Consider the following 23,959-nt stretch of genomic DNA (forward strand, 5'->3'; position numbering starts at 1 on the left):
GTGGCCTCTCAGGAACCGGGCACGGAACCGATCTGCGGCGGCTGCGGCGCGGGCGTCTTGACGAGCGTGCCGACGGTGGCCTGCCAGAGCTTCGTCCACGTCCCGTCGGCCTCGATCGTCTTCAGGAACCCGTTGACGACGTCCTTGAACGCCGGGTCGTCCTTGGGGAGGCCGATGCCGAACGGGTTCGAGCCGAACGTCGAGTCCAGCAGCTTGACGTCGCTCTTCGTGGCGACCACGCCGTACAGCGACGCGTTGTTGAGCGTCATCGCTTCGGCGCGGCCCTGCTCGACGGCGGCGACGCACTGCGCGGCGGTGTCGAACAGGACGGGCTGTGCGGTCGGCACCGCCTTGAGGAGCGCGTCCTTCGCCGCACCGGACTCGGTGGCCACCTTCTTGCCGGCGAGGTCGCTCGCCTGCTTGATGGTGGTGTCGCCCGACTTCACGACGATGCCGCTGGCCGCCATGTAGTACGGCCCGGCGAAGTTGACGAGCTTCGCGCGGTCGGGCGTGATCGTGTAGGTCTGGATGGCCGTGTCGATGGTGTGGTTGCCCAGCAACGCTTCCCGCGTGTCGGAACCGCCGCTCTGCAGCTTGGCGTTCGGCTTGCCGAGCAGGTACTTCGCGAGCAGCTGGGCGATCCCGGCGTCGAAGCCGGACAGCTTGCCGGACGCGGGGTCGAGCTGGGAGAAGCCGATCGTGTTGCGGCTGCCCGCGAACGACAGCTCGCCCTTCTGGCGGATCTTGTCCAGCATCGGCGTGCTGGGCAGGTTCTGCCCGACCGGGCCGGCGTCCACCACGGACGTCTGGTCGATCCGGCCGGCGATCTCCGCGCCGGCCGGCTTGGCGGCGGCGCCGGGGGCCTGGTTCGGGGCGCTGCCGCACGCGGTCAGCGTCGCCAGCAGCGCGGTGGTGACCACGGCGGTGGTGCGGATTCTCATGGGTGCTCCCGGGGTTGTACGGCGGGGTCAGTGCTGGAGGACCTTGGACAGGAAGTCCCGCGCCCGGGCGGTGCCGGTGCGGTCGAAGAACTCTTCGGGGGTGCCCTGCTCGGCGATCCGGCCGTCGCTCATGAACACGACGCGGTTGGCGGCCTTGCGGGCGAAGCCCATTTCGTGGGTGACGACGACCATGGTGGTGCCGTCGGCGGCGAGCGAGGTCATCACGTCGAGCACCTCGTGCACCATTTCGGGGTCCAGTGCGCTGGTCGGTTCGTCGAACAGCACGAGCTTGGGGTTCATCGCCAGCGCGCGGGCGATCGCGACGCGCTGCTGCTGCCCGCCGGAGAGCTCGGCGGGCCGTTTTCCCGCCTGGTCGCCGACGCCGACGCGGTCGAGCAGGCGCCGCGCTTCGGTCTCGGCTTCGCGCCTGGGCACCCCACGGACCTGGATCGGGCCGAGGGTGACGTTGTCGAGGATCGTGCGGTGGGCGAAGAGGTTGAACGACTGGAAGACCATGCCCACGTCGGCCCGCAGCTGCGCGAGCCGGCGGCCCTCGGCGGGCAGGGGCTCCCCGTCGAGGGTGATGGTTCCCGAGTTGATCTGTTCGAGGCGGTTGACGCACCGGCAGAGGGTCGACTTCCCCGAGCCGGACGGCCCGACGACGACGACCACTTCGCCGTGGTGGATGTCGAGATCGACGTCGTGCAGGACTTCGATGTCGCCGAAGCTCTTGCACAGGCCGCGGATGCTCACCAGCGGGGTCATCGGCTTCCTCCGATATTTGGAAGCATTCGCTACAATTAACGAGTCGTTGTAGCATCAGCTACCGATAAGATAGACCGTGCTACCGAGATGTCAACACCTGTCGTAGCCGCTACATCCGCAGCCGCCCAGCCGAGGAGCAGTCATGTCGAGTCCGCGCCCGAGTGCCGACGCGCGCGTCCTGGATCCGGTCGAGTACTACCACTCGGGCCCGACCGCCTTCTTCGCTTCCCAGCGGGACCAGCGCTTCTCGTACTGCCTTTACGTACCCGGCGTGCACCGCACGGCGGCGAAGCCGCTCCCGCTGACCGTCGTGGTCCACGGGACGCAGCGGATGGCCGAGCGCTACCGCGACGCCTACCGCGGCTTCGCCGAAGAGAACGGGACGGTCGTGCTCGCCCCGCTCTTCCCGGCCGGCATCGGCGAACCGGGCGACCTGCACGGCTTCAAGCGGCTCGCCTTCCGCGGCGTCCGGTTCGACCGCGTCCTGCTCGACATCGTCGACGAGGTGGCGCAGCGGTACCGGGTCGACGCGACGCGGTTCGCGCTGCACGGCTTCTCCGGCGGTGGCCAGTTCGTCCACCGCTTCGCCTACCTGCACGCGCACCGGCTGTCCGCGCTCTCGATCGGGGCGCCGGGCCGCGTCACCCGGATCGACCCGCGGGTGCCGTGGTGGCCGGGCACGGCCGGCCTGCGCGAGCGGTTCGGCACCGACCTCGACCTCGACGCGCTGCGGGCGGTGCTGGTGCAGATGATCGTCGGCGCCGAGGACACCGAGACCTGGGAGATCGCCGAGCCGGGCGTCGACGCGGGCGGCGACACGCGGGTCGCCCGGCTGGCCTCGTTGCGGGACAACTTCGAAGCGCACGGCATCGGCGTGCGCTTCGACGTCGTGCCCGGGCTCGCGCACCGGGGCCTCCAGCTGCAACCGGTCGTCCAGGACTTCTTCGCGGGTGTGCTCGACGGCCGGTCGTGACCGGGGTGACCACTACGATGCGGCGATGCCGAGGGGAGAGCAGATGACGGACGGCGAAGACCTGTCGCTGAGCGCCCGGATCAACCGCAACCTGGCCGGGATGTCCCGGGCGGAGCGGATCGTGGCCGAGTACCTGCGCGACCACGGCCGGCGCGCGATCTTCGCGACCGCCGAGCAGATCGGCACGGTGACCAAGACCAGCGACGCCACCGTCGTCCGCACGGCGAAGTCCCTCGGGTTCAGCGGGCTGCTCGACCTGCGGCGTTCCCTGGCTGCGGAGGTCGTCGTCGAAACCAGTCCGGTGCGGCAGTTCCACGACGAGGGGGAAAACGGCGGTTCGGCGGTCGCCCGGGTGTTCACCGAGGCCGCCGAACGGCTCGCGGCGACCTGGCGGCTGGTCGAGGACGACGAGTTCGCCGCCGCGGTCGCCCTGCTCGACGAAGCACGCGAGGTGCTCGCCTTCGGGCTCGGCGGGTCCGGGCTGCTCGCCCGCTACCTCGCCCTGCGGCTGACCCGCATGGGCCGGCGCGCCCGCGCGAGCTGGGCCACCGGGTTCCAGCTCGCCGACGACCTGCTCGGCCTGCGCGCCGACGACCTCGTCGTGCTCTACACCCCGGCCCGCCTGCTGGCCGAGATCGAGGTCGTGCTCGACCACGCGCACGCCGTGGGCGCCCGGGTGCTGCTGGTCTCCAGCTCGCTGGGGGCGCAGTTCGCCGACCGCGTGGACGTCACGCTCGCCGCGCCGCAGTCGACGAGCAACTTCACCGGGGAGATGCTCAGCGCCGAGGTGCTGACCGACGCCTTGTTGCTGCAGCTGGGTTCCGGCGACGAGACCCGCGCGACCCGGGCCTCGGAGTTGCTGACTTCGCTGCGCTCGGAACTGGTGCAGGGCGACGAGCGCTCGGCCGCCCCCAAGCGGCGACGCAAGAAGCGGGCCTGACGCCGGTTTCCCCCACACCGCGAGGCGATCGCCAAGCGGTGACCTCGTGCTGTCCATTGTGGACTGGTTGTTCTGTAGTGGAAACTTCGTACTTCACATTCTGGAAGTTTCCGCTACGCTCGGGTCATCCCAGTTCCCGCCGAGGAGACCGCCGTGATGTCGTTCCTGCTCGCGCAAGTCCCGGCCGCCGTCGCCAATCCCACGCCCGCGCTGTGGCGGATCGTCACGAAGATGGCCTACTTCGCCGGCCTCATCGGGACGATCGGCGCCACGATGCTGCACCTGCTCGTGTTGCGTCCCGTCCTCAAGCGACCTTCGGTCGACGAAGCGGACCGCACGGTGCTCCACCGCCGGACGAGCCTGCTGCTCGCCGTCGCGGGCACCTGGTTCCTCGTCGCCCTGTACTTCCAGATCGCGGGCAAGGCCGCCCGCGTCAAGGGCGTCGAAATCCCCTACAGCCGCGCGCTGCAGCCGGGTGCCATCTGGAAGTACGTCACCGTGCCCGCCAAAAAGGGCGAGTGGCTCTCGACCGGCGCGCAGACGCTCACCCAGTACCTCCTCTGGGCGGCGTCGGCGATCGTGCTGGTGCTGCTGTGGTCGCCGCGGGTGCGCGCGCACCTGACCGCGGTCGCGCTGACCTCGCTCGTCCTCAACTTCGTCGCCTACCAGGTCACCCTGCTGCCGACCGACTTCTCGAAAGAGACGGCCGACACCCTCGTCGACGGCCTGCTGGACCACACGCACGTCTTCGCCGTGTCCACGTGGGTCGGCGGGATCGCCGCTCTCGTCATCCTCGCGACGGCCCGCCGCCGGCTCACCCCGGGCGCCGGGGCCACGTGGGCGCAGATCTGGACGCGGTTCAGCACCGTCGCCCTGTGCGCCGTCGGCTGTCTGCTGATCAGCGGCCTGTACCTGGCCTGGAGCCTCGTCGGCAGCCCCGGCGAGCTGCTCACCACCAGCTTCGGCCGCTTCCTGCTGGTGAAGGTCTGCCTGGTGGCGACCATGATCGGCGTCGGCGCGCTGAACGAGTTCCTGCTCATGCCGCGGATCGCGCGGGCCCGCGCGGCGGGCGAGGAGGGTTCGGTGTTCCGGCTCGCCCTGCGCGTGTTCCCCGCCCTGGTCACCGTCGAGGTGGTCCTCGCGATCGGCGTGCTCTTCGTGCTGTCGTTCCTGACCGGTTCGGCCCGCGCCGAGACCGGCGAGCCCGACCCGACGCTCAGCGGCGGCATCGTGGGCATCGGCGTCCTGCTGGCCGTGCTGCTCGCGATCTCCTTCGTCACCACGGCGAAGGTGAGCGAACGGCTCTCCCGGACGGCCGACACCGCTCCCGCTCGCGAAGCGGTCCCCGAGTACTGACCCCACCGTCCTAGGAGGACACTTCTCCATGATCGACCTCGCCTCCGAGCGCGCCCACTTCGTCGGCGGCACGCCCTTCTTCGCCTCGCAGCACGACCAGCGCCTGTTCTACGCGCTGTACGTGCCCAAGGACCACACGCCGGACGCCGAACCGCTGCCGCTCGTGGTCATCCAGCACGGCACCGGGCGGTCGGCCGAGCTCTACCGGGACCGCTGGAAGGCGTTCGCGATCGAGCACCGGTGCGTGATCCTCACGCCGCTGTTCCCGGCGGGGCTGGTCGAAAAGGGTGAGCTGCACAGCTTCAAGTTCCTGGAGTACCACGGGATCCGGTTCGACGAAGAGCTGCTGCACATCGTCGACGAAGCCGCCACCACCTTCAACGCGCGCGGCGACCGGTTCTACCTCCACGGCTTCTCCGGCGGCGGCCAGTTCGCGCACCGCTTCTTCTACGCGCACCCGGACCGGCTCGCCGGCGTGTCGATCGGCGCGCCCGGCCGGATCACCCAGCTCGACGACAGCCTGCCGTGGTGGCTGGGCACCGGTGGTTTCGAGGAGCGCTTCGGCGTCCGCATCGACCTCGACGCGCTGCGCCGGGTGCCGGTGCAGCTGGTCGTCGGCGCCGAAGACGTCGAAACCTGGGAGATCATGAACCCCGGCGGCCCCAACTGGATGGACGGCGTGGAGGCGACCGGCGACACCCGGGTCGCGCGGCTGGAGACCCTGCGCGACAACTTCGTCTCGCAGGGGATCGCCGTGCGGTTCGACCTCGTACCCGGCGTCGCGCACCGCGGCACCGGCGTGGTACCCGTGGTGCAGGACTTCTTCGGCGGACTGCTGGCCGGCGCCCGGAGCCCGCGGTGACCGGGGCCGTCGGGTCCCTTTTGGACACTCTCGCCACCCGGGGCATGCGGGTGCACTCCCTGCTCGTGCACCACCGCGGCGAGCTGGTGCACGACCTGTGGCAGTGGCCGCACGAACCGTCGCTGCGGCACAAGCTGCACTCGGCCACGAAAAGCTTCACCGCCACCGCCGTCGGGTTCGCCGAAGCCGAAGGGCTGCTGGATCTCGAAGACCCGGTCGCCGGCTACTTCCCCGGCAGCGATCTCGACACCAGGATGCGCGTGCGCGACCTCCTGACCATGCGCACCGGGCACGCTCGCGGGCTCTCCGGTGCCACGACCCGGCTGCGCAAGACCGGCTGGGCCGGCGAGTTCCTCGAAGAACCCGTCGTCGACCGGCCCGGCCGCGCGTTCCGCTACAGCAGCACGACGAGCCACGTCCTCTCCGCGATCGTGCAGGAGGTCGCCGGCCAACCGATCGACGAATACCTGCGGCCACGGCTGTTCGAGCCCCTGGGGATCACGGACTACACGTGGGAGCGCGATCCGGCCGGCGTGTCCAGTGGGGGCAACGGGTTGTCGCTGCGTCCGCGCGACCTGCTCTCGTTCGGCGTCCTGTACCTGGAGGACGGCGTCTGGGAAGGGCGTCGCGTGCTGCCCGCCGGGTGGGTGCGCAAGGCGTCGGGCCTGCACGTCCGGAAGGCGGTGAGCGGTGAGTGGAACGGCACCGAGCTGGTCCCGCCCGGCCCGGACGCCGTCGCCGGCTCCGGGTACGGCTACCAGTTCTGGGTGAGCGAGAGCGGCATCTACACCGCGTCCGGCCTGTTCGGGCAGGAGTGCATGGTGTTCCCGGAGCACGGCGGCGTCGTCGTGGTCACCGGCGCGATGCCGGATCCGGCCTACCACGACCTGCCGGGCATGCTGCGCGAGGCGTTCTGGCAAGCGTTTTCTTCCGACGACGTCGAATCGCTTTCGCAGTGGGTGACGCGCGCTCGCGAGCCCGAGCCTCTCGAATCCGCTGTCGACAGTCCGCTTTCTTTTCACGTCTTCGACTTCGAGTCCAATGAGCAGGGCGTTCGCTCGCTGTCCGTCGAGGTCGATGACGGCGTCGTGCGGCTCGGGATCGAAGATGACCGCGGGATGCACAAGATCGAGCACGGCCTGGGGGAATGGGCGCGGCAGCGCACGGGCGTGAGCGTCTGGCGGCTGCACCACTCCTACCAGGAGGACGCGGCGCCGATCCTGGCCGGCGCGCGGTGGGCCGAGGCGGACGTCCTGGAGCTGACCTGGCACTTCCTGGAAGGCCCGTTCATCGACCGGCTGACGCTGAGGTTCGAGGGCGATGACGTCGTCCTCGAGCATCGCGTCAACTGCAACTCGGGCCCGACGGTGCTGCCGCCCGCACGGGGGACCGCCCGTGCTTGACGCCGCCGTGCTCGACCAGGCCTGGGCCGTCGTTTCCCGGCACCTGCCGCCGACCCCGCTGATCCCGTACCCGGAGGCCGGGCTCGACGTCCCGGTGTACCTGAAGTACGACGGCGCCCAGCCGGTCGGCGCCTTCAAGATCCGGGGTGCGCTGGCGGCTCTCACGGCGTACGCGGGCCGGCCGGTGGTCACGGCGTCGGCGGGCAACCACGCGCTCGGGATCGCCTACGGTTCCCGGCTGTTGTCGTGCGACGCGACCGTGGTGGTGCCGAAGACGGCCGCTTCGGTGAAGGTCGAGGCGCTGCGGCGGTACCCGATCGACCTCGTCCTGGCGGGCGAGGACTTCGACGGCGCCGAGCGGCACGCGCTCGGGCTGCCCGGGCAGTACGTTTCGGCCTACGACGACCCGCACGTCATCGCGGGGCAGAGCACCCTCCTCACCGAGGTGGCTCGCGTGCTGGAAGACGACTTCACGGTCGTCGTCCCGGCCGGCGCCGGCGGCCTGCTGTCCGGTGTGGCGCTGGGCGCTCGCCGCGCGACGCAGGACGTCCGCGTCATCGGGGTGGAAGCCGAGGCCTGCCGCGCGTTGTCGACCGCCGTCGCGGCGGGACGCGTGGTGCCGGTGGAGATGGGGGAGACCATCGCGGACGGGCTGGCCGGCAACCTGGAAGCGGCGTCCCGGACACCCGGCATCGTGCGGGACTGCGGCGTGACCATGGTCGCCGTGGCCGAGACGGCGATCCGCCGGTCGGTCCGCGAGCTCGTGACGACCGCCGGGCTCGTCGCGGAGGGTGCTTCGGCGACGTCGCTGGCGGCGTTGCGCGACGGGCTGGTGCCGCTCGATCGGCCCGTGGTACTGGTCGTCTCCGGCCGCAACATCGACCTGGGCCTGCTGACCGCGATCCTGGGAGAGCGATGATCACGACGACCGACTACCACACGGCGGGGGAGCCCTTCCGGATCGTCACAGCGGGCGTACCGGACATCCCAGGGGTGACCGTGCTCGACCGCCGGGCCGCCGCGGAGGCGTCCCCGGCGATCGACGCCGTCCGGCAACTGCTGGTGCGGGAACCGCGCGGGCACGCCGACATGTACGGCTGCTTCCTCGTGCCGCCCGACGACGACGGCGCCGAGTTCGGCGTCCTGTTCTGGCACAAGGACGGCTACTCGACGGCGTGCGGGCACGGCACGATCGCGCTGGGCGCGTGGGCGGTGCGCACCGGCCGGGTCGCCGCGGTTCGCGACGGCGTCACCGAGGTGGTCATGGACGTGCCGTCCGGGCGGGTCACGGCGGCGGTGACGTGCGTTTCCGGCGTCGTGCGGCAGGTGGCTTTCCGGAACGTGGACGCGTACGTGATCGGCCGGGACATCCCGGTGGGCCCGGCGCGCGTCGACGTCAGCTACGGCGGGGCGATCTACGCGTCGGTGCCGACTTCCTCGGTGGGGTTGACGGTTTCGCCTTCGCACTACACGGAGCTGATCGCGGCCGGGCGCGAAATCAAGGGCGCGCTGAACACGACGTCGTGGGCCTCGCACTCGGACAGCCGCTTGAGCGGCATCTACGGCACGATCTTCTACGACGACCTCGGGGACACCCCTTCGGGACCGCACCAGCGGAGCGTCACGATCTTCGCCGACGGCCAGGTCGACCGCTCGCCGTGCGGATCGGGGACGTCGGCGCGGCTCGCGCTGCTGGCCGCGGACGGCCGGTTGCCCGCCGGAGCGGTGCTGACGCACGACTCGATCATCGGGACCCGGTTCACCGGCCGGGTCCTTTCCGGCGGCTCCTCCGTCGCGACCGAAGTCTCGGGAAACGCTTACCTGACCGGCGAATGCACGTTCAGCCTCGATCCGGACGACGAGCTGGGAAGGGGGTTCGTGCTGCGATGAGCACGACCATCGTGGGTGGCGGGAACATGGGCGAGGCCCTGCTGGCGGGGCTCGGCTCGGACGTCACCGTCGTGGAGCAGAATCCTTCGCGGGCTTCGTATCTGGAGTCGCGCTACAACGTCAAGGTGGCTTCGCTGGAATCGGCGGTTGCTTCGGCCTCGACTGTTTTCGTCGTCGTCAAGCCGTATCACTTCGCGGCATTGCTGGATTCCCTGGCTCCGCACGTGCGGCCGGGGCAGCTGATCGTGTCGGCGGTGGGTGGGACGCCCATCGCTCGCATGGAGGCGAGCTTGCCGGACGTGGCGGTGGTGCGGACGATGCCGAACCTCCCGGTCTCGGTGGGCCTGGGCACGATCGCGATCTCCGGTGGCACGCACGCGGTGGCGGCGGACCTCGACCGCGTACGCACGATGCTCGCACCGCTGGGACGCGTGATCGAGGTGGCGGAAACCCAGTTGGACACGGTAACGGCGTTGTCGGGCGGCGGACCGGCGTACTTCGCACTGCTGGCGGAGGCGATGATCGACGCGGGAGTCCTCGCGGGATTGCCGCGGTCGCTGGCGGAGGAGCTGGTCCTGACGACGGCGGAGGGAACGGGCCGGATGCTGGGGGCTCCGGATGCGGACCCGGCGGGGCTGCGGGCGGCGGTGTGCAGTCCGGGAGGCACGACGATCGCGGCGATGCGGGAGCTGGAAGGCCGGGCGTTGCGCGCGGCGGTGATGGCCGCGGTGGTGGCGGCGCGGGACCGGTCGATCGAAATGGGACGATGAGGTGCCTCAGCTGCGCCGCGACCGCATGTCCCGCGGCGCCAACCGGTCCCGCAGATCGGCCAGCAGCTCCGTGTTCGCCGACACCGCAGCCGGCTCCCGCTTCGCCACCGCCAACAGCAGGCAATCCAGCACCAGCGTCGTGCTGAGCCCCTCCTGGGTGAGCCCCGTCGAAGACCGCACGGCCGGCAGCGTCACGTCCACCTGACTGTCCAAAGTGGCCCCCAGTGAGTCCGTCAGCAGCAGGATCCCCGCCCCGGCGGTGCGAGCGTGGCGAAGTGCCGTCGTCATGTCCGGCAGCAAGCGCTCGGGCGCGTTCAGCACGAACACGTCACCAGCCTCGAGGGTCAGCAGCTCGTCGGCGAGCCGGAACCCCGTCGCCGACGTGCTGCGCGCCCGGCGGCCGAGGCGCTGCAGGCGTGTCGCGAGGTAGCGCATCGGGAGCTCCGCGACGCCGAGGCCGTAGCCGAGCACCTCGCGCGCGCCGGCGAGGAGATCCGCGGCCTGGGTGAACGCCGGTTCGGTGAGCAGCCGCCGGGTCTCGGTCAGGCGGTCGACGGACTCCGCGAGCAGCTGGTCGAGCTGGGAGGCGCTGTCGTCGCCGGCCTCCTCGACCCGGTGCCGCAGCCGGGTGGCCGGCGTGTCCGACACGACGTGCCGGCCCACCGTGCGCTTGAGCTCGGGCAGCCCCGAATAGCCGAGGGACTTGACCGTCCGGATGACGGTGGCGTCGCTGGTCCCGCTCAGCTCCCCGAGCTCCCCGGCAGTCGACAGGACGATCATCCCGGGGTGCTTCCACAGGTACTCGGCCACCCGCCGCTCGGCGGCCGACAGCTCGCCGATTCGCTGCCCGATCCGCTCGGCCAGCTGGTCTTCGCCTTCTTCCCGACCGCTCACCCCCGGAAGCCTACCCACGACCCGGCGCCGATCACCGCTACCACGGCGCGGCGAGCCTGTGCCGGGGCCTCACCGGCCTTGGAGGGCTTGCGACCTTCCGGACCGTTGGCGACGCAAGCCCGATGGCGCGGTTCTCGAACTCCAAGCCGAGCTCCAGGAGCCGGTCGGCGGCGGCGAGGACGTCGAGGGGCGCCGTCGTGATGTCGGGGCCGATGCCGTCCCCGGCAGGACCAGGATCTTCATAGGTGGCGCCCTTCGGTCGCGGGGAGCAGCGCGGCGAGGTGCGGCCGCAGCCGCTCGGCGATGAGGCGGTAGCCCTCGGCGTCCGGGTGCAGGCCGTCGGCGAGGAGCCCGGCGTCGGCGGGGCCGAGGATCGACGGGCCGTCGACGACGGGCAGGCCGTGGGCGGTGTTCGCGACCTCCGCCCGCACGTCGGCGAGGGTGAGTCCGAGCGCGTTGCGCTGCTGCTCGCGTTCGGGCGCGTGCAGGGGAGTGGTGAGCAGGATCGGGGTGTCCGGGTGGCCGTCGCGGATCGTGCGGACGAACCCTTCGAGCGCGGGCCCGAGCGAGCGGGCGGAGAACGACGCGGCACCGTGGATGTTGACGCCCACGCACAGGCTGATGACGTCCGCTTCGGTGTCGCGGATGTACCGGGCCACCACGGGATCGAGGTGGCACTCGCCCGCGAACCCGAGGCAGCGCACGGACCAGCCGAGCTCGGTCGCCACCAGGGCGGGCCACGTCTCGGACGGCCCGGCGGCCAGCCGGCACTGGGTGATCGAGCTGCCGTACGCGATCCAGCGCGGACCTTCCGGTACGGGCGTCATCTCGCCGCTCAAGCTGAGTTCTCCCAGGCTGGCGTGGTCCGACTGCGGCAGCCAGATCCGCACGCGCTTGCGTCCGGCGGGGAGGCCGTCGAGGCGGACCGCGCGTGCACGGCTGACCAGCTCGTCGTCGACCACGACGTCGACGACCCCGCCGGACCGCACGTCCCACTCGAACCCGCGCGCGTCGGTGTCGAACTCCAGCCGCACCCCGGCGGGCATCCGCGCGACGTCGTCGAGCCGCGGGTGCAGCGATCCGGCGGGCAGCCTGCGGGGGACGAACCGGCCGTCCTCCTCGACGAGTTCGGCGTGGCCGCGCAGGAATTCCTTCACGAGCCGAGCTCCTCGGCGAGCTGCGCGACGGCGTGCCGCAGGTCCTCCTCGTCGATCACCAGCGGCGGCGCGAGGCGGATCGTCGAGCCGTGGGCGTCCTTCGCCAGCACGCCGCGGCGGAGCAGCCCCTCGCACACCTCTCGCCCGCTGCGGCCGAGCACGTCGACCCCGGCCCAGAGGCCGAGCGTGCGCACCTCCCGGACGTTCGGCAGCCCGGCGAGGAGCCCGGCGAAGACCGCACCCAGCTCCGCGGCCCGGCGCTGCGGGTCCCCGGTCGCGAGCTTGCGGACGACGGCGGTGCCGATGGCGCAAGCCAGCGGGTTGCCGCCGAACGTGCTGCCGTGCTGGCCCGGGCGCAGGACACCGAGGACGTCGCGGCGGGACACCACCGCGGACAGCGGCACCAGGCCGCCGCCGAGCGCCTTGCCGAGCAGGTAGACGTCCGGCACGACGCCGAAGTGCTCGCAGGCGAAGGTGCGCCCGGTGCGGCCGAGCCCGGACTGGATCTCGTCGGCGATCATCAGGACGTCGTTCGCGGTGCAGGTTTCGCGGACGGCGGCGAGGTAGCCGGCCGGAGGCAGGAGCACGCCCGCTTCCCCTTGCACCGGCTCGATCAGCACCGCGACGGTGTCCTCGGTGATCGCCGCGCGCAGTGCCCCGGCGTCGCCGAACGGGACGATGTCGAACCCCGGCGTGAACGGCCCGAAGTCCGCGGTGGCGACCGGGTCGTCGGAGAAGCTGACGATGGTCGTGGTGCGGCCGTGGAAGTTCCCGCCCGCCACGATGATCCGCGCGCGTCCGGCGGGCACGCCTTTGACCGTGTAGCCCCACTTCCGGGCCACCTTGATCGCCGTCTCGACGGCTTCGGCGCCGGTGTTCATCGGCAGTACCATCTCCATACCGGCCAGCGCGGCCAGTTCTTCGCCGAAGGTGCCGAGCCGGTCGTGGTGGAACGCGCGGCTGGTCAGCGTGAGCCGGTCCAGCTGCTCGTGGGCCACCGACAGGAGTTCCTTGTCGCCGTGGCCGAAGTTCAGGGCGCTGTACCCGGCGAGCAGGTCGAGGTAGCGCCGGCCCTCCACGTCGGTGACCCAGGCGCCCCGCCCTTCGGTCAGCACGACCGGCAGCGGGTGGTAGTTGCGGGCGGTACCGGCCTCGACGCGGCTGATTTCTTCGGTCGTCGCGCTCACGGGGTCTCTTTCTTCCGGGATCGGGTACGGGTTTGGCTGAGCTCGGACCGCAGCCCGGTCAGCAGTTCGGCGCGCTCGGTGGCGCGGGTTTCGTCCTCGGCGCGCACCGCGAGCACGAGGGCGTCGGTGAGCACCTGGGACGGCAGGCCTTCGCCGGTGGAGCCGGTGTCGCTGTCCACGGCGAGCAGCGAGACGTGCACGCGGTCGGCGTACACGGGAGCCAGGGAGCCGGAGATCAGCACGGTCCGCGCGCCGACGGCGGTGGCGTGGTCGAGCACGATCTCCAGCTCGGCGAGCAGCCGACTGGGGGAGTACAGGACGACCACGTCGCCGCGGCCGAGCTCGAGGAGGTCGTCGGCCAGGCGGAAACCGGTGGCACCGCTGACCCGCGCCCGCCGGCCAATGCGGCGCAGCCGCAGGGCCAGGTAGGCCGCGACCGATTCGGACGGCCCGATCCCGAAGGCGAGCACTTCGCGGGCGCCGGCCAGGGCTTCGACCGCCGTGTCGAACGCGTCTTCGGTGGCGAGCCGCCAGGTGTCCGCGAGGCGCTGCGCCGCTTCGGTGAACACCCGGTCGAGCAGGGCGGCGGTGGCCGAGACCCGCTCGTCCGGCCGCCCGGGCGGGGGTGCCGGGCTCGTCGCTCGCACGACCTGCCGGGTGAGGCTGTGCCGCAGTTCCAGCAGGCCCGCGTAACCGAGCGAGCGGGCCGTCCGGACGACGGTCGCGTCGCTGGTGCCGGCGGCCGCCGCGATCTGCTCGGCGGTGGCGAAGATGGCTTCGCGACTGTGGGTGCGCAGGTACTCCGCGACCTTCCGCTCCGCCTTCGACATCATTGCCAGCCGGCCGGTGATCCGGTCCTGCAGCGAAAGCTCTGTAGTATCCATTACGTTCTGCGACTTCCTGTAGAATTGACTACACACTAACGCATCAAGCATGAGATGCAAGGTCTGTAGTGGCTACTACATCCGGTCGGAGGAGCTGCCCGTGCCGACCGGTGACGCCATCGCGACGTTCTGGGCCAAGGACACGACGCGGGTGTGGGGCCACACGCCGCCTCGATCAGCAGTCCGCTGTCGGTGCCGGGCTACATCAAGTACTCCTGGCGCAGGCGCAGGCGCAGGCGCAGGCGCAGGCGCAGGCGCAGGCGCAGTGTGGAGTGCCGGCGCCGGAGCGGATCGGCAGGAGACGGCTAGCGGCCGTCCGATCGCGACGGACTGATGTCTTCCCCGCCGCCGGCCCGGTCGCTCGCGGCCGACCCGGTGGCTGTGGTGACCGCCATCTTTATCGCACTCGGTGCGGACGAGCGTGAGATTCTGTGTCGGTGAACCAGAGTCGTAAGAGTCGCGCGAAGCAGTCTCGGGGCAAGCGTGAACGCTTCAATTGGGCGGGCTTCATCGTCGGCGCGGTGCTCTGTGGCGGTGTTGCGGCAGCCCTGCTCTCGGTCGGCGTGTACAAATGGCAGCAGGCGCCGAACGAACCCGCGTCCGCCACCGCGACCGTCGTCGCCTGTTACACCGCGACGCCGGGTAACGCCTGCAGCACCGGCGACGCGGTTTTCACCGTCGGTGCCAGCACTTACCACACCGAGCGGGCCATCCCCTATGACGCCCACGTCGGTGACAGCTTTCCGATCAACTACGACCCCGGCGACCCCGAGCACAACGGCGACACTCTCACGACCGCCATCACGTGCTTCGTGATCGGTGGCATCGCGCTGGTCCTGTTCGCCCTGAGCATCTCCAGCTTGATCCGCTATCGCCGGCGTGTCCGGCGGAAGCAGGCCGCGCCCGGCCGCCCGAAGACGGCCTGACCCCATCCGGCCACGCGAACGCGAGATCCGGTCACTCCGGACTCGGCCCGCGCCCGGCGAGCTTCGAGCTGGCCGGGTTTCTTCGCGGTGGTGCGAAAGTCATTCGCCTTCGGCGTATGCGCATGAGGCATTCACCTGGCCGAGTGATCGCCGTGCGCCTGGACCAGCTTGGCCTCCAGGTTGCTGTCACTCCCTTGAGTACAGAGACGCTCGAAGCCAGATGTCATCGGTGTCCGCGGGTAACCCCCTAGAGCTCTGCCGCCGATGAAAGAAGGTGTTTCGTGGCTCAGCCAGGAGAACCCCGTCGATCGTCCACCGCCCAGGAACGCGGACATCCGACAGCACAGGAGATGTCCCGTCCACGTACTGGGCGTACGGCGGGAGCGACCGAGACCACCGGCACCGGACGGCGCAAGAGCCGCAACTGGCTGTGGCTGGTGCTGGTGGCGCTCATCGCCATCGCCCTCCTCATCTTCCTGCTGGCGCGCTGCAACGGCGACGACCAGAACGCCGGCAACGGCGCGGCACCGAGCAACGCCATGCCGCCGACCAGTGCGACGAGTGCGCCAGGAACGCCGTCCTCAGGCCCGGCAGCGTCGGGTGTCCCTGCCGGCCAGCTCAACGCTGGAGGGCAGGAAATGTTTCCGTTGCCGCAAGGCGGTGACCTCCTCGGCCTCGTCGGCAAGCCGGTGTCCGGTCACGCGGTGCCGGTCCAGTCCGTGCCGGGACCGGAAGGTTTCTGGATCGGCGACAACACCACGGACCGGGTGTGGATCAAGCTGCTGCCGCAGGGAAACTCGCCGGTGGCGGTCAAACCCGGTCAGTTGCTGGACTTCGACGGCACGGTCGTCGCCAACGGCGATGCGTTCGCCGCCGCCGAACACGTCGACGCCGCCAACGGCGCGGAACAGCTGGACCGGCAGAAAGCCCACATCGAGCTGCCGCACAACCAGCCCGCCATCGTCGGAACGAAGTAACGCCCAGCACGCCATCGACAGGTCAGTCAGCAACGGAAGGACGGGATCTCCGTGTCTCGCACTGTGCAGCCCGATAATCTGATCGGGCACAACGTCATCGATCGTGACGGCGACAAGATCGGCAGCATCGGTTCGGTCTACGTGGCCGACGACACCGGCAACCCCGAGTGGGCCACGGTGAAGACCGGTCTCTTCGGCCACAAGGAAAGCTTCGTGCCGCTGCAGGGTTCCCGGCTGCGTGGGGACGACATCGTGGCGCCCGTGACCAAGGACAAGGTGTCCGGGGCTCCTCGGCTGGACGCCGACGGGCACCTGTCGCCTGAGGAAAGCCAGGAACTGTACCGGTATTACGGTCTCTCCGAGGCCGGCGGCGCCCGAGGCACGGAGCCGGGCCGTGGCCGCGAGCACGACGCCGGCCGGACGGGAGGGGACGGCCAGGAGTCGATGACCCGCTCGGAGGAACGGCTGAAGGTCGGTACCGAAGCGGTCGAGTCGGGCCGTGTCCGGCTTCGCAAGTACGTGGTCACCGAAGAGCAGCGGGTGCGGGTCCCTGTTCGGCACGAGGAGGTGCGCGTCGAACGGGAGCCGATCACCGACGGGCGTCCGGGGGAGCACCGCGTGGAAGAAGCGGAGCAGGAGGTGACGTTGCACGCCGAGAAGCCGGTCGTGCGGAAGGAAGCTGTGCCTGTCGAGAAGGTGCGCCTGGGAAAGCAGACCGTGGCCGAGGAGCAGACCGTGACGGGTGAGGTGCGCAAGGAGCAGATCGAGGTGACGGACGACGCCCGGAAACGTCGGCCCTGAGATTCGGGATGTCCGTGCTCGCGTCGCTGAGGGGCGGCGCGAGCACGGACGCGCCATTCCTATCCGGCGAGGTTGTGAAGGACATCGAGCATGGCCAACCGCACCGACAGCGAATGCGTCATCCGGCAGTGGTCGAGCGACGACTGCGAGCCGGAGGATGCGGTACGAGTCCTCATCGAGGTGAGTCGTGGCAGGCGTCCGCTGTATTTGGCACGGTTCAAGCACGGCTGGTTGTGGGTCCGGGACCAGCTTGACCTCCGCCGTGCGTGTCGCACACCTCTGGCCTGGCGCTGGGCGGTCGGCGCGGACGCCGGCGTGATCACCCGGGTCCGTGAACTGACGGAACGAGAGCAACGCGAGTGGCAGGGAAGCCTGCCTCGGCAAGCCGCGCCCCGCACTTACATGTTGGTCGACTAACAAGTATATTGACCGGGGTGTCCTCACAGCGGGATCTCCAGGCCCTCGAGTTCCTCCGCGACGACCCCCTGCACACCATGCGCGTCGTCCCCGATCCGTTGCCTGATCCGAAGCGGGGCAGCGTGCTGCTCAGGATCGAGCACTTCGTCCTGACCTCGAACAACATCACCTACGCCCGCTACGGCGACCGGCTCGGGTATTGGACTCCGTTCCCGGCACGCGAGCACGGCTGGGGACGAGTGCCCGCCTGGGGCGCCGCCCGTGTCGTCGGCGGCGACCCACGGCTGGCGGCGCCCGGCGAGCTGTTCGCCGGACTCCTCCCGATGGCCACGCACGTCCTTGTCGAGGCGGAGTCGTCGCCCACCGGGTTGCGAGCCACGTCGCCGGAGCGATCGGGAATGCCTCCGATCTATCGCGACATGGTGCGCGTGAGCGACACGGTCGGCGACGTGGGGCTTGCGACCGGCCGGGAAGTGGCAGCGACCGCGGCGCACCTCGGCGACGAGGCGACGGCTCCGGCCCAGGTGGTGTTCTCCAGTGCGACCAGCCGCACCGCCCTCACCACGGCTGTGGTGCTGCGGGAGGCGGGTGTGCGGATCGTGGGGCTGACCGCTGCTGTCCGCACCCAGGTGGCTGCTCGCGCCGAAGTCTTCGACGATGTCCTCTCCTACGACCGGATAGGCGACGTCGTGGCCGTTCCGGGCACCGCCTACGTCGACATAGCCGGGCAGCCCGCGGTCACCGCCGCGGTGACCCGGACCCTCGGGCCGGCGCTCGTCCGCGTCCTTCGGGTCGGCGCCACCCACGATCCGAGCGACGTGTCCGCGCCGATCTCCCCGCCGGGTCCGCCGGTCGAGCGATTCAACGTCGGGCTTCGCCGGATCGACGTCGCCGCCCGGATCGGCGAGGAGAAGATGGCGGCCCTCGAGCAGGCGGCCGAGAAGTCGATCGCCGGCTGGGCCGCCGGGCACCTCGCGGTGGAGAAGGTCACGGGGCTCGATCAAGTCCGTCACGTCTGGCACCGGGTCCGGCGAGGTGACGTGGACCCGTTGACGGTCGCGATGATCGTTCCGTCCTGAGCACGGTGCGGCCCGGCCGCTCAGGGCAGCGTCACCAGGTCACCGGGAGGGAGGCGACGCCGTGGATCGGGGAGAGGGCCCGGAATTCGAGCTCCTCGAACGGCACGGCAAGCCGCAGGCCGGGGAAGCGGCGCAGCAGGGCGGGCAGCGCGGTCTTGAGCTCGAGCCGGGCCAGTTGCTGGCCGAGGCACTGGTGGGCGCCGAAGCCGAAAGCGAGGTGGGGTACCGGTTTGCGGCGCACGTCGAGCCCGGCGTTCCGCCCGACGAGGGCGGGATCGTGGTTCGCGGCCAGGACCGACAGTGACAGCCATGCGCCGTCGGCGATCCGGTGGCCGTTGACGTCCAGTTCCGTCGTTGCGCGCCGGTCGAGGTAGGTGACGATCGACAGGTAGCGGAGCAGCTCTTCGATCGCGGGGGTCGCTACGTCCTGGTCGTCGCGGACGGCGGCCAGCTGATCGGGGTTCTGCAGGAGGGTCAGCGTGCCGAGCGCGATCATGTTCGAGGTGGTTTCGTGTCCGGCGATGAGCAGCAGGTTGCCGAAGCCGATCAGCTCCTCGTCGGTGATCTCGTCGCCGTGCCGGCGGATCACGTCGCCGAGAAGGCCGGTGCCGGGGTCGGAGCGCAATCCGGTGACGAGTTCGGCCATGTAGGCGTGCATCGCGGCGTAGTTGGCGAACTGCTCGTGTTGCGGGCGGGTGACGTCGAGCAGAACCGCGCTGCGGTCCTGGAAGTCGGCGCGGTCGGCGTAGGGGACGCCGAGCAGTTCGCAGATCACGAGTGAGGGGATGGGCAGGGCGTAGGACTGGACGAGATCGGTCCCGGGGCCGGCTTCCCGCAGTGCGTCCAGGTGCTCGGTGACGATCTGTTCGATGCGGGGCCGCATGTCCTGCAGCCGGCGGATGGTGAAGGCGCCGGCCAGCATCCGCCGCAGCCGGGCGTGTTCGGGTCCGTCGTAGCCGAGCAGGAAGCCGGGCTGGTTGAACAGGGTGCGGGGTGCGTCCGGGTCGGCGTTCATGTCCGCGGCGACGTGCTCGTGGGCGAAGGTGGCGCGCACGTCGTCGTAGCGGGTGACGGCGCGGGCGTCGAACTGGCCGAAGAAGGGGTGGTAGCGGGCGACGGTGGGCAGATCGGGTTGCTCGCGCAGCGCGGTCAGCTCGGCGGCCGGCTCGAAGGGGCAGCGTTCTGCTCGGCGGCCGGTCATCAAGACGCTGGGGTGCGGGGAATCTGGCACGGTCTGCTCCGTAAGGGCGGTGGTCGTGGGGGTGCGCTGGCTGTCGGTGCGACTTGGCCGGCATCACGCGCAAACTGTGAGACATGTGTCTCGCAAGTACCACCGTGTCATGCGTGGATCTATGAGTCAACTGTCTCAGAAGTCTGGCTCGTATGCTGTGACGGTGAGTTACTCGACGGACCCGCGCGCGGCGCGTTCCCGGGAGGCGATTCTCGTCGCCGCCCGGGAGTTGCTGGCGAGCGAGGGACCCGGCGCGGTCACTCATCAGCGCGTCTCCCAGGAGGCCGGCGTGGGCCGGGCCACCGTCTACCGGCACTGGCCGCGGTCCGAGCAGCTTTTGCTCGACGTGATGGAGAGCGCCGATCTGCCGCTGTTCAAGGACCCCGAAACACCGGTCCGGCCGTGGCTGCACCGGCAGCTGCGGCAGATGGCCGACGAGCTGATGCCCCCGGCTGTGGCCGGTCTGTCGCTCGCCATGATGCAGTCGGCGCTCTGGGACGCGGAGATGGCACGTCGGCGCGACGAGTCGACCAAGACGATCGAAGAGCGGATCCACGCGGCGATCCGGTCGGCTGTTGCCGGACAGGAGCTGGAGACCGACGCCGAGCCGGCGGATCTGGTGTCGATACTGGTCGGGCCGATCGTCTATCGCACCGCGATGCAGCGTGACGTGGTCCCGGACGGACTCATCGACCGGCTTCTCGACGGCATCGGGACCTGGCACCGTTAGAGCGCGGGAGCCGCTCACCTCCCGGCCCCTGGCTCGACGGCACCGGTGCTGCGCAAGGGTGTTTCCCGGATGCGCCAGGCTGCGACGGCAGCCATCGCCGCCACCACGGCGGCGACGGTGAAGATGCGCGACATCCCCGTCACCAGCGTGCCGCCGGCCAGCAGCGCGCCGAACGCCGAGGTGCCGATGGCGCCCCCGATGGTGCGGAACATCGTCGTGTTCGCCGTCGCCACGCCGATCTCTTCGGCCGGGACCGTGTTCTGGGCGATCAACGTCATCATCTGCGTGCTCAGGCCGAGGCCGGCGCCGATGAGCACGAGCGCGGCGCTGGTGAGCCAGACCGGCGTGCCGGCGTGGGCGGTGGCGAGCACGCCGCACCCCGCGGCCATCGCCGATGTGCCGATGATCGGGAAGAGCCGGTACCGGCCGGTCCGGCTGCTCACCCGGCCGGCCACCTGGGACGCGACGACGACCGCCAGGGTCATCGGCAGGAGGAGCGTTCCGGAGTCCGAAGCCGATGCGCCCTGGACGGTCTGCTGGAACAGCGGGACGAACGTGATGGTGCCGAAGCTGATGACGCCGACGACGAAGATGATCACGGTCGTCAGCCGGATGTTCCGCTGCGCGAACAACGTCAGCGGCAGGACGGGTTCGCGGCTTCGCCGTTCCACCCACACGAACGCGCCGGTGGCGATCACGGTGAGCGGCGCCAGCACCACCGTCGCGCCTACGCCGTTGGTGAGCAGCAGCAGGCCGGTGACAGCGGTCGTGAGCAGCAGCGCACCTGCGACGTCCAGGTGCACCCGGCGCCGCGGCGCCGGCGGTACCACCAGGACGATCGCGGTGGCGGCCAAGACGATCAGGCCGAGTGGGAGGTTGAGGTAGAAGTTCCAGCGCCACCCGAGCAGGCTCGTGACGACGCCGCCGAACAGCGGGCCACCGATCTGCCCGGCGGCCATGACGCTCGCGGTCAGACCCTGGTAGCGGCCGCGGTCGCGCGGCGGGACCAGGACGCCGATCAGGGACAGCGCGCCGACCGCGAGCCCGCCGCCGCCGAGGCCCTGGACCGCGCGGAAGGCGATCAGCTGCGTCATGTCCTGGGCGAACCCGCACGCGACGGAGGCGGCGGTGAAGAGGCCGATCGCGCTCAGGTGCACGCGTTTGCGCCCGTAGAGGTCGCCGAGCTTGCCCCAGATCGGCGTCGAAGCGGCGGTAGTGAGCGTGTACGCGGTGACGACCCAGGACAGTCGGTCGAGGCCACCGAGCTGGGTGACGATCGTGGGCATCGCCGTGCCGACGACGGTGTTGTCGAGCATCGCGAGCAGCATGCCGAGCAGCAGCACGGCGAACGCCGCCCGCAGCCGCGCTGGGCTCATCGGCGCGGCGGACGGCTGGGGACGCGCAGGTGAGACGACCATGACCGGCTCCGTTCAGGCCACGGAGCCGAGGATCAGGTCGGCGACCCGGTCCGGCTGCTCGAGCTGCGGCTGGTGGCCCGCCTCGCGAACGACCGTGAACTCGGCGCCTTCGTCGTTCTCCCCCGCGAAGGCCGCCGCGTACGCGCGTCCGTAGGACAGGTCGGCGATTCCGTCGCTTTCGCCCCAGGCGACCCGCACGGGCAAGCGCACCGATTCGAGCCGGGCACGCAGGGCCGGGTCGTGCATGTACGGGTCGCCGGCGTAGCGGTTCAGGGCCGCGGCGTTGCCCTGCATGGCGGCGAGGCGCTCCGGCGGCAGCAGGGCGGGGTCCATCCGGAAGCGGTCGGGGAAGTGGAAGACGACGTCGGCCAGCTTGTCCGGCGGCGTGGCGGCGAGGTCGGTGATCGGGTGCCCCTCGACGGTGATCCCGACGGCGTCCAGCAGCACGAGCCGGCTGACGCGGTGCTCGTCGCCGGCGTCGCGGGCCGCCTGCTCGTCGACGCCCATCTGCGCCGCGATCCACCCGCCGACGGAGTTGCCGGCCACGAGGACGTCGGTCAGGTCGAACTCCTCGAGCAGCCGGCGCATGACCCGGGCGAGCCCCGGAACATCGGCGACGCGATCGGCGGCCGGCGTGCCGTCGAAGCCGGGGATGACCGGCGTGAGCACCCTCGCCCCGCGCGCGGCGAGCACGGCGGCCAGGCCGGCAACCGACGCCGGGCCCGCTCCGCCGTGCACCAGCAGGACGGGACGTCCGGCGCCGCGGTCCTCGACCCGGACGACGAGGTCGTCGTCGAGCCGGACGTCCGTGGTCCGCGGCTCGGCCACCGGGGTCTCGTCGGCGTAGGTGGTGGCCGGTTCGGTGTGGTAGCGGGCCATGATTGCCGTGATCTCGGCGTCTTGTGCGGGGCGCCCCGCCTTCTCGGCGAACGCGCGCAGGTCGCGGAAGTACTGGACGTAGAGGTCCGGCGTGAAGGTGTTGAGGATGACCGCCGGCTCGTCGCCCGGGTTGGCGAAAGTGTGCGGCGCGCCCGGCGGCACCATGACGAGGGTCCCGGCGGGCGCATCGTGGGTTTCCTCGCCCACGGTGAAGCGAGCCGTGCCGCGCACGACGTAGAAACCCTCGTCGTGCTGGGCGTGGCGGTGCTGGGGCGGGCCGGCGGTGTGCGGGGCGACGACGATCTCGCCCAGGCCCAGCCGGTGGCCGGTGGTGCTGCCGTCCTCGAGGATCCGCAGCTGGATCGGGCCGGTCAGGGTGATCTCGCCGGCCTCGGGCCCGACGATCGCGATGCGTGTCATGTACCGCTCCTTATGAGAGTCAACTGTCATGAGGAAGGTAGACCCTCATCTCGCTTTCATGCAAGTGGACTCTTATGATGAGAGTGAACTCGAGTGCGAGAGGTGGCCGAGATGGACGGCGGACGGGTCAACCAGAAGCGGCGGACGCGCAACGCGATCGTGGCGGCCGCCACCGAACTTGTCCGGGGCGGCCGCGCGGTGACGATGCCCGAGGTCGCGAAGGCGGCGGAGGTGTCGGAGGCGACGGCCTACCGCTACTTCCCGGACCTGGCGAGCCTGCTGCGCGAAGCCGTCGCGGGGACGCTGTTCGATCCGGCGGAGGCTCTGGCACCGCTCGCGGGCTCCACCGATCCCGTCGCCCGCGTCGCGGCCGCGACGGAACATTTGCTGCGTCACGTACTGACGCACGAGAGCGCGGTCCGCGCGATGATCGCGGCGACGATCACCCGGCCCGCCGACACCGCCGGCCGTCCCGGTCTGCGCTTCGGTCTCATCAACGAGGCACTCGCGCCGCCGGCCGACCTAGGCGACCTCGACGCGCCCGCGTTGCTTCAGCTGAAGCGGGATCTTGCGGTCGTCATGAGTGCCGAGGCGCTGTTCGGGCTGACCGATCTCCATCGCCTGCCGCCCGAAGAAGCCGTCCGCAGTATCGTCCACACCGCGGTGACGCTCACCAAAGCCGTTCTCGGCGAGAGGCCGACGACGGGCGAAGGACACGCTGGCAATGCGCGCTGACCGCGTTGCGAAAGCACACTGCGGAACGCCACAAGAACTGCCTCATCTCTCGTCGGGCCGTAGCTGTTCTCCAACGGTGAGGGGACAGGCGGGATGTGCTCAGCGAAAGTCGGCCACGTGATCGCGCGCCCATTCGGCGAACGTCAGCGGGGACCTGCCGACCACGTCTGCAACGGCGTCGGTGGCCAGCACGCGTCCGGCATCGTCCAGTGCGCGCTCCACCACGACCTTCCGCACGCCGGCCAGAACGCCGGGCCAGGGAGCGGGGTCGGCCAAGTCGGCACGGACCACCTCGACACCCTCGGGAAACTCACCGGACCGTGG

General features: G+C 70.7%; 25 protein-coding genes. 15 read left to right on the forward strand and 10 right to left on the reverse strand.

What is annotated here, in order from left to right; all coding sequences use genetic code 11:
* Positions 1 to 8: 8 nt before the first annotated feature.
* Both AB0M83_RS09120 and AB0M83_RS09125 read right to left on the reverse strand, forming a co-directional pair.
* Positions 9 to 941, reverse strand: coding sequence for a transporter substrate-binding domain-containing protein (locus AB0M83_RS09120; RefSeq protein WP_364514701.1), 933 nt, complete (start codon positions 939 to 941; stop codon positions 9 to 11).
* Between the two features lie 27 nt (positions 942 to 968).
* Positions 969 to 1,706, reverse strand: coding sequence for an amino acid ABC transporter ATP-binding protein (locus AB0M83_RS09125; protein WP_364514704.1), 738 nt, complete (start codon positions 1,704 to 1,706; stop codon positions 969 to 971).
* A gap of 142 nt (positions 1,707 to 1,848) precedes the next feature.
* Between AB0M83_RS09125 and AB0M83_RS09130 the strand changes: the two genes are divergently transcribed.
* The 8 genes from AB0M83_RS09130 (at position 1,849) to proC (ending at position 9,900) form a co-directional block, all read left to right on the forward strand.
* Complete coding sequence (locus AB0M83_RS09130) at positions 1,849 to 2,679, forward strand: PHB depolymerase family esterase (protein WP_364514707.1); 831 nt, start codon at positions 1,849 to 1,851, stop codon at positions 2,677 to 2,679.
* Positions 2,680 to 2,704: 25 nt separating this feature from the next.
* Positions 2,705 to 3,619 (forward strand): MurR/RpiR family transcriptional regulator, encoded by a 915-nt coding sequence (locus tag AB0M83_RS09135; protein ID WP_364514709.1) that lies wholly within the window; start codon positions 2,705 to 2,707, stop codon positions 3,617 to 3,619.
* A gap of 156 nt (positions 3,620 to 3,775) precedes the next feature.
* Complete coding sequence (locus AB0M83_RS09140; RefSeq protein WP_364515057.1) at positions 3,776 to 4,975, forward strand: CopD family protein; 1,200 nt, start codon at positions 3,776 to 3,778, stop codon at positions 4,973 to 4,975.
* A gap of 28 nt (positions 4,976 to 5,003) precedes the next feature.
* Complete coding sequence (locus AB0M83_RS09145; RefSeq protein ID WP_364514712.1) at positions 5,004 to 5,837, forward strand: PHB depolymerase family esterase; 834 nt, start codon at positions 5,004 to 5,006, stop codon at positions 5,835 to 5,837.
* On the forward strand, positions 5,834 to 7,240 hold the full coding sequence (locus tag AB0M83_RS09150) for a serine hydrolase (protein ID WP_364514715.1): 1,407 nt from the start codon (positions 5,834 to 5,836) through the stop codon (positions 7,238 to 7,240). Before AB0M83_RS09145 ends, AB0M83_RS09150 begins: the two co-directional genes overlap by 4 nt.
* Positions 7,233 to 8,159 (forward strand): pyridoxal-phosphate dependent enzyme, encoded by a 927-nt coding sequence (locus AB0M83_RS09155; protein WP_364514718.1) that lies wholly within the window; start codon positions 7,233 to 7,235, stop codon positions 8,157 to 8,159. The genes AB0M83_RS09150 and AB0M83_RS09155 overlap by 8 nt, the downstream gene beginning before the upstream one ends.
* Complete coding sequence (locus AB0M83_RS09160) at positions 8,156 to 9,130, forward strand: proline racemase family protein (RefSeq protein WP_364514721.1); 975 nt, start codon at positions 8,156 to 8,158, stop codon at positions 9,128 to 9,130. The genes AB0M83_RS09155 and AB0M83_RS09160 overlap by 4 nt, the downstream gene beginning before the upstream one ends.
* Complete coding sequence (proC, locus tag AB0M83_RS09165) at positions 9,127 to 9,900, forward strand: pyrroline-5-carboxylate reductase (RefSeq protein ID WP_364514724.1); 774 nt, start codon at positions 9,127 to 9,129, stop codon at positions 9,898 to 9,900. Before AB0M83_RS09160 ends, proC begins: the two co-directional genes overlap by 4 nt.
* A gap of 6 nt (positions 9,901 to 9,906) precedes the next feature.
* Here the strand turns inward: proC and AB0M83_RS09170 are convergent, their stop codons facing one another.
* The 4 genes from AB0M83_RS09170 to AB0M83_RS09185 form a co-directional block, all read right to left on the reverse strand.
* Entirely contained in the window at positions 9,907 to 10,794 is an 888-nt protein-coding gene (locus tag AB0M83_RS09170) for a MurR/RpiR family transcriptional regulator (protein ID WP_364514727.1), read from the reverse strand.
* 239 nt (positions 10,795 to 11,033) lie between these two features.
* On the reverse strand, positions 11,034 to 11,951 hold the full coding sequence (locus AB0M83_RS09175; protein WP_364514730.1) for a GDSL-type esterase/lipase family protein: 918 nt from the start codon (positions 11,949 to 11,951) through the stop codon (positions 11,034 to 11,036).
* Positions 11,948 to 13,138 carry an ornithine--oxo-acid transaminase gene (gene rocD / locus AB0M83_RS09180; RefSeq protein WP_364514733.1) on the reverse strand — a complete coding sequence of 397 codons (1,191 nt, stop codon included), beginning with the start codon at positions 13,136 to 13,138 and terminating at the stop codon, positions 11,948 to 11,950. Before rocD ends, AB0M83_RS09175 begins: the two co-directional genes overlap by 4 nt.
* Positions 13,135 to 14,022 carry a MurR/RpiR family transcriptional regulator gene (locus AB0M83_RS09185; protein WP_364514736.1) on the reverse strand — a complete coding sequence of 296 codons (888 nt, stop codon included), beginning with the start codon at positions 14,020 to 14,022 and terminating at the stop codon, positions 13,135 to 13,137. Before AB0M83_RS09185 ends, rocD begins: the two co-directional genes overlap by 4 nt.
* A 437-nt stretch (positions 14,023 to 14,459) precedes the next feature.
* Between AB0M83_RS09185 and AB0M83_RS09190 the strand changes: the two genes are divergently transcribed.
* The 5 genes from AB0M83_RS09190 (at position 14,460) to AB0M83_RS09210 (ending at position 18,222) form a co-directional block, all read left to right on the forward strand.
* Positions 14,460 to 14,948 (forward strand): hypothetical protein, encoded by a 489-nt coding sequence (locus tag AB0M83_RS09190; protein WP_364514739.1) that lies wholly within the window; start codon positions 14,460 to 14,462, stop codon positions 14,946 to 14,948.
* A gap of 437 nt (positions 14,949 to 15,385) precedes the next feature.
* Positions 15,386 to 15,925 carry a hypothetical protein gene (locus tag AB0M83_RS09195; RefSeq protein WP_364514741.1) on the forward strand — a complete coding sequence of 180 codons (540 nt, stop codon included), beginning with the start codon at positions 15,386 to 15,388 and terminating at the stop codon, positions 15,923 to 15,925.
* Between the two features lie 51 nt (positions 15,926 to 15,976).
* Positions 15,977 to 16,726, forward strand: coding sequence for a PRC and DUF2382 domain-containing protein (locus AB0M83_RS09200; RefSeq protein WP_364514744.1), 750 nt, complete (start codon positions 15,977 to 15,979; stop codon positions 16,724 to 16,726).
* A gap of 90 nt (positions 16,727 to 16,816) precedes the next feature.
* Positions 16,817 to 17,143, forward strand: a complete 327-nt coding sequence (locus AB0M83_RS09205) for a hypothetical protein (RefSeq protein WP_364514747.1) — start codon at positions 16,817 to 16,819, stop codon at positions 17,141 to 17,143.
* A gap of 17 nt (positions 17,144 to 17,160) precedes the next feature.
* Positions 17,161 to 18,222 (forward strand): DUF2855 family protein, encoded by a 1,062-nt coding sequence (locus tag AB0M83_RS09210; protein WP_364514749.1) that lies wholly within the window; start codon positions 17,161 to 17,163, stop codon positions 18,220 to 18,222.
* Between the two features lie 31 nt (positions 18,223 to 18,253).
* Here the strand turns inward: AB0M83_RS09210 and AB0M83_RS09215 are convergent, their stop codons facing one another.
* On the reverse strand, positions 18,254 to 19,453 hold the full coding sequence (locus AB0M83_RS09215) for a cytochrome P450 (RefSeq protein WP_364514752.1): 1,200 nt from the start codon (positions 19,451 to 19,453) through the stop codon (positions 18,254 to 18,256).
* 163 nt (positions 19,454 to 19,616) lie between these two features.
* On the opposite strand from AB0M83_RS09215, the gene AB0M83_RS09220 reads away from it, so the two are divergent.
* Positions 19,617 to 20,183, forward strand: coding sequence for a TetR/AcrR family transcriptional regulator (locus AB0M83_RS09220; RefSeq protein ID WP_364514755.1), 567 nt, complete (start codon positions 19,617 to 19,619; stop codon positions 20,181 to 20,183).
* 14 nt (positions 20,184 to 20,197) lie between these two features.
* Here AB0M83_RS09220 and AB0M83_RS09225 read toward each other — a convergent pair whose 3' ends face one another.
* On the reverse strand, positions 20,198 to 21,601 hold the full coding sequence (locus tag AB0M83_RS09225; protein WP_364514758.1) for an MDR family MFS transporter: 1,404 nt from the start codon (positions 21,599 to 21,601) through the stop codon (positions 20,198 to 20,200).
* 12 nt (positions 21,602 to 21,613) lie between these two features.
* Positions 21,614 to 22,900, reverse strand: a complete 1,287-nt coding sequence (locus AB0M83_RS09230) for an alpha/beta fold hydrolase (RefSeq protein ID WP_364514761.1) — start codon at positions 22,898 to 22,900, stop codon at positions 21,614 to 21,616.
* Positions 22,901 to 23,011: 111 nt separating this feature from the next.
* Between AB0M83_RS09230 and AB0M83_RS09235 the strand changes: the two genes are divergently transcribed.
* Positions 23,012 to 23,635, forward strand: coding sequence for a TetR/AcrR family transcriptional regulator (locus AB0M83_RS09235; RefSeq protein WP_364515060.1), 624 nt, complete (start codon positions 23,012 to 23,014; stop codon positions 23,633 to 23,635).
* Between the two features lie 99 nt (positions 23,636 to 23,734).
* On the opposite strand, the gene AB0M83_RS09240 is transcribed toward AB0M83_RS09235, so the two are convergent.
* Positions 23,735 to 23,926, reverse strand: a complete 192-nt coding sequence (locus AB0M83_RS09240; RefSeq protein WP_364514764.1) for a hypothetical protein — start codon at positions 23,924 to 23,926, stop codon at positions 23,735 to 23,737.
* Positions 23,927 to 23,959: the final 33 nt, after the last annotated feature.

It is taken from the genome of Amycolatopsis sp. NPDC051106 (genome assembly GCF_040682775.1).
In the GTDB taxonomy this organism is placed as follows: domain Bacteria; phylum Actinomycetota; class Actinomycetes; order Mycobacteriales; family Pseudonocardiaceae; genus Amycolatopsis.

Excerpts from the sequence above, each read along its gene's own strand:
- AB0M83_RS09120 (WP_364514701.1), bottom strand. The coding sequence starts at position 941 with ATGAGAATCCGCACCACCGCCGTGGTCACCACCGCGCTGCTGGCGACG.
- AB0M83_RS09125 (WP_364514704.1), bottom strand. The coding sequence starts at position 1,706 with ATGACCCCGCTGGTGAGCATCCGCGGCCTGTGCAAGAGCTTCGGCGAC.
- AB0M83_RS09130 (WP_364514707.1), top strand. The coding sequence starts at position 1,849 with ATGTCGAGTCCGCGCCCGAGTGCCGACGCGCGCGTCCTGGATCCGGTC.
- AB0M83_RS09135 (WP_364514709.1), top strand. The coding sequence starts at position 2,705 with ATGCCGAGGGGAGAGCAGATGACGGACGGCGAAGACCTGTCGCTGAGC.
- AB0M83_RS09140 (WP_364515057.1), top strand. The coding sequence starts at position 3,776 with ATGTCGTTCCTGCTCGCGCAAGTCCCGGCCGCCGTCGCCAATCCCACG.
- AB0M83_RS09145 (WP_364514712.1), top strand. The coding sequence starts at position 5,004 with ATGATCGACCTCGCCTCCGAGCGCGCCCACTTCGTCGGCGGCACGCCC.
- AB0M83_RS09160 (WP_364514721.1), top strand. The coding sequence starts at position 8,156 with ATGATCACGACGACCGACTACCACACGGCGGGGGAGCCCTTCCGGATC.
- proC (WP_364514724.1), top strand. The coding sequence starts at position 9,127 with ATGAGCACGACCATCGTGGGTGGCGGGAACATGGGCGAGGCCCTGCTG.
- AB0M83_RS09185 (WP_364514736.1), bottom strand. The coding sequence starts at position 14,022 with ATGGATACTACAGAGCTTTCGCTGCAGGACCGGATCACCGGCCGGCTG.
- AB0M83_RS09205 (WP_364514747.1), top strand. The coding sequence starts at position 16,817 with ATGGCCAACCGCACCGACAGCGAATGCGTCATCCGGCAGTGGTCGAGC.
- AB0M83_RS09225 (WP_364514758.1), bottom strand. The coding sequence starts at position 21,601 with ATGGTCGTCTCACCTGCGCGTCCCCAGCCGTCCGCCGCGCCGATGAGC.
- AB0M83_RS09230 (WP_364514761.1), bottom strand. The coding sequence starts at position 22,900 with ATGACACGCATCGCGATCGTCGGGCCCGAGGCCGGCGAGATCACCCTG.
- AB0M83_RS09235 (WP_364515060.1), top strand. The coding sequence starts at position 23,012 with ATGGACGGCGGACGGGTCAACCAGAAGCGGCGGACGCGCAACGCGATC.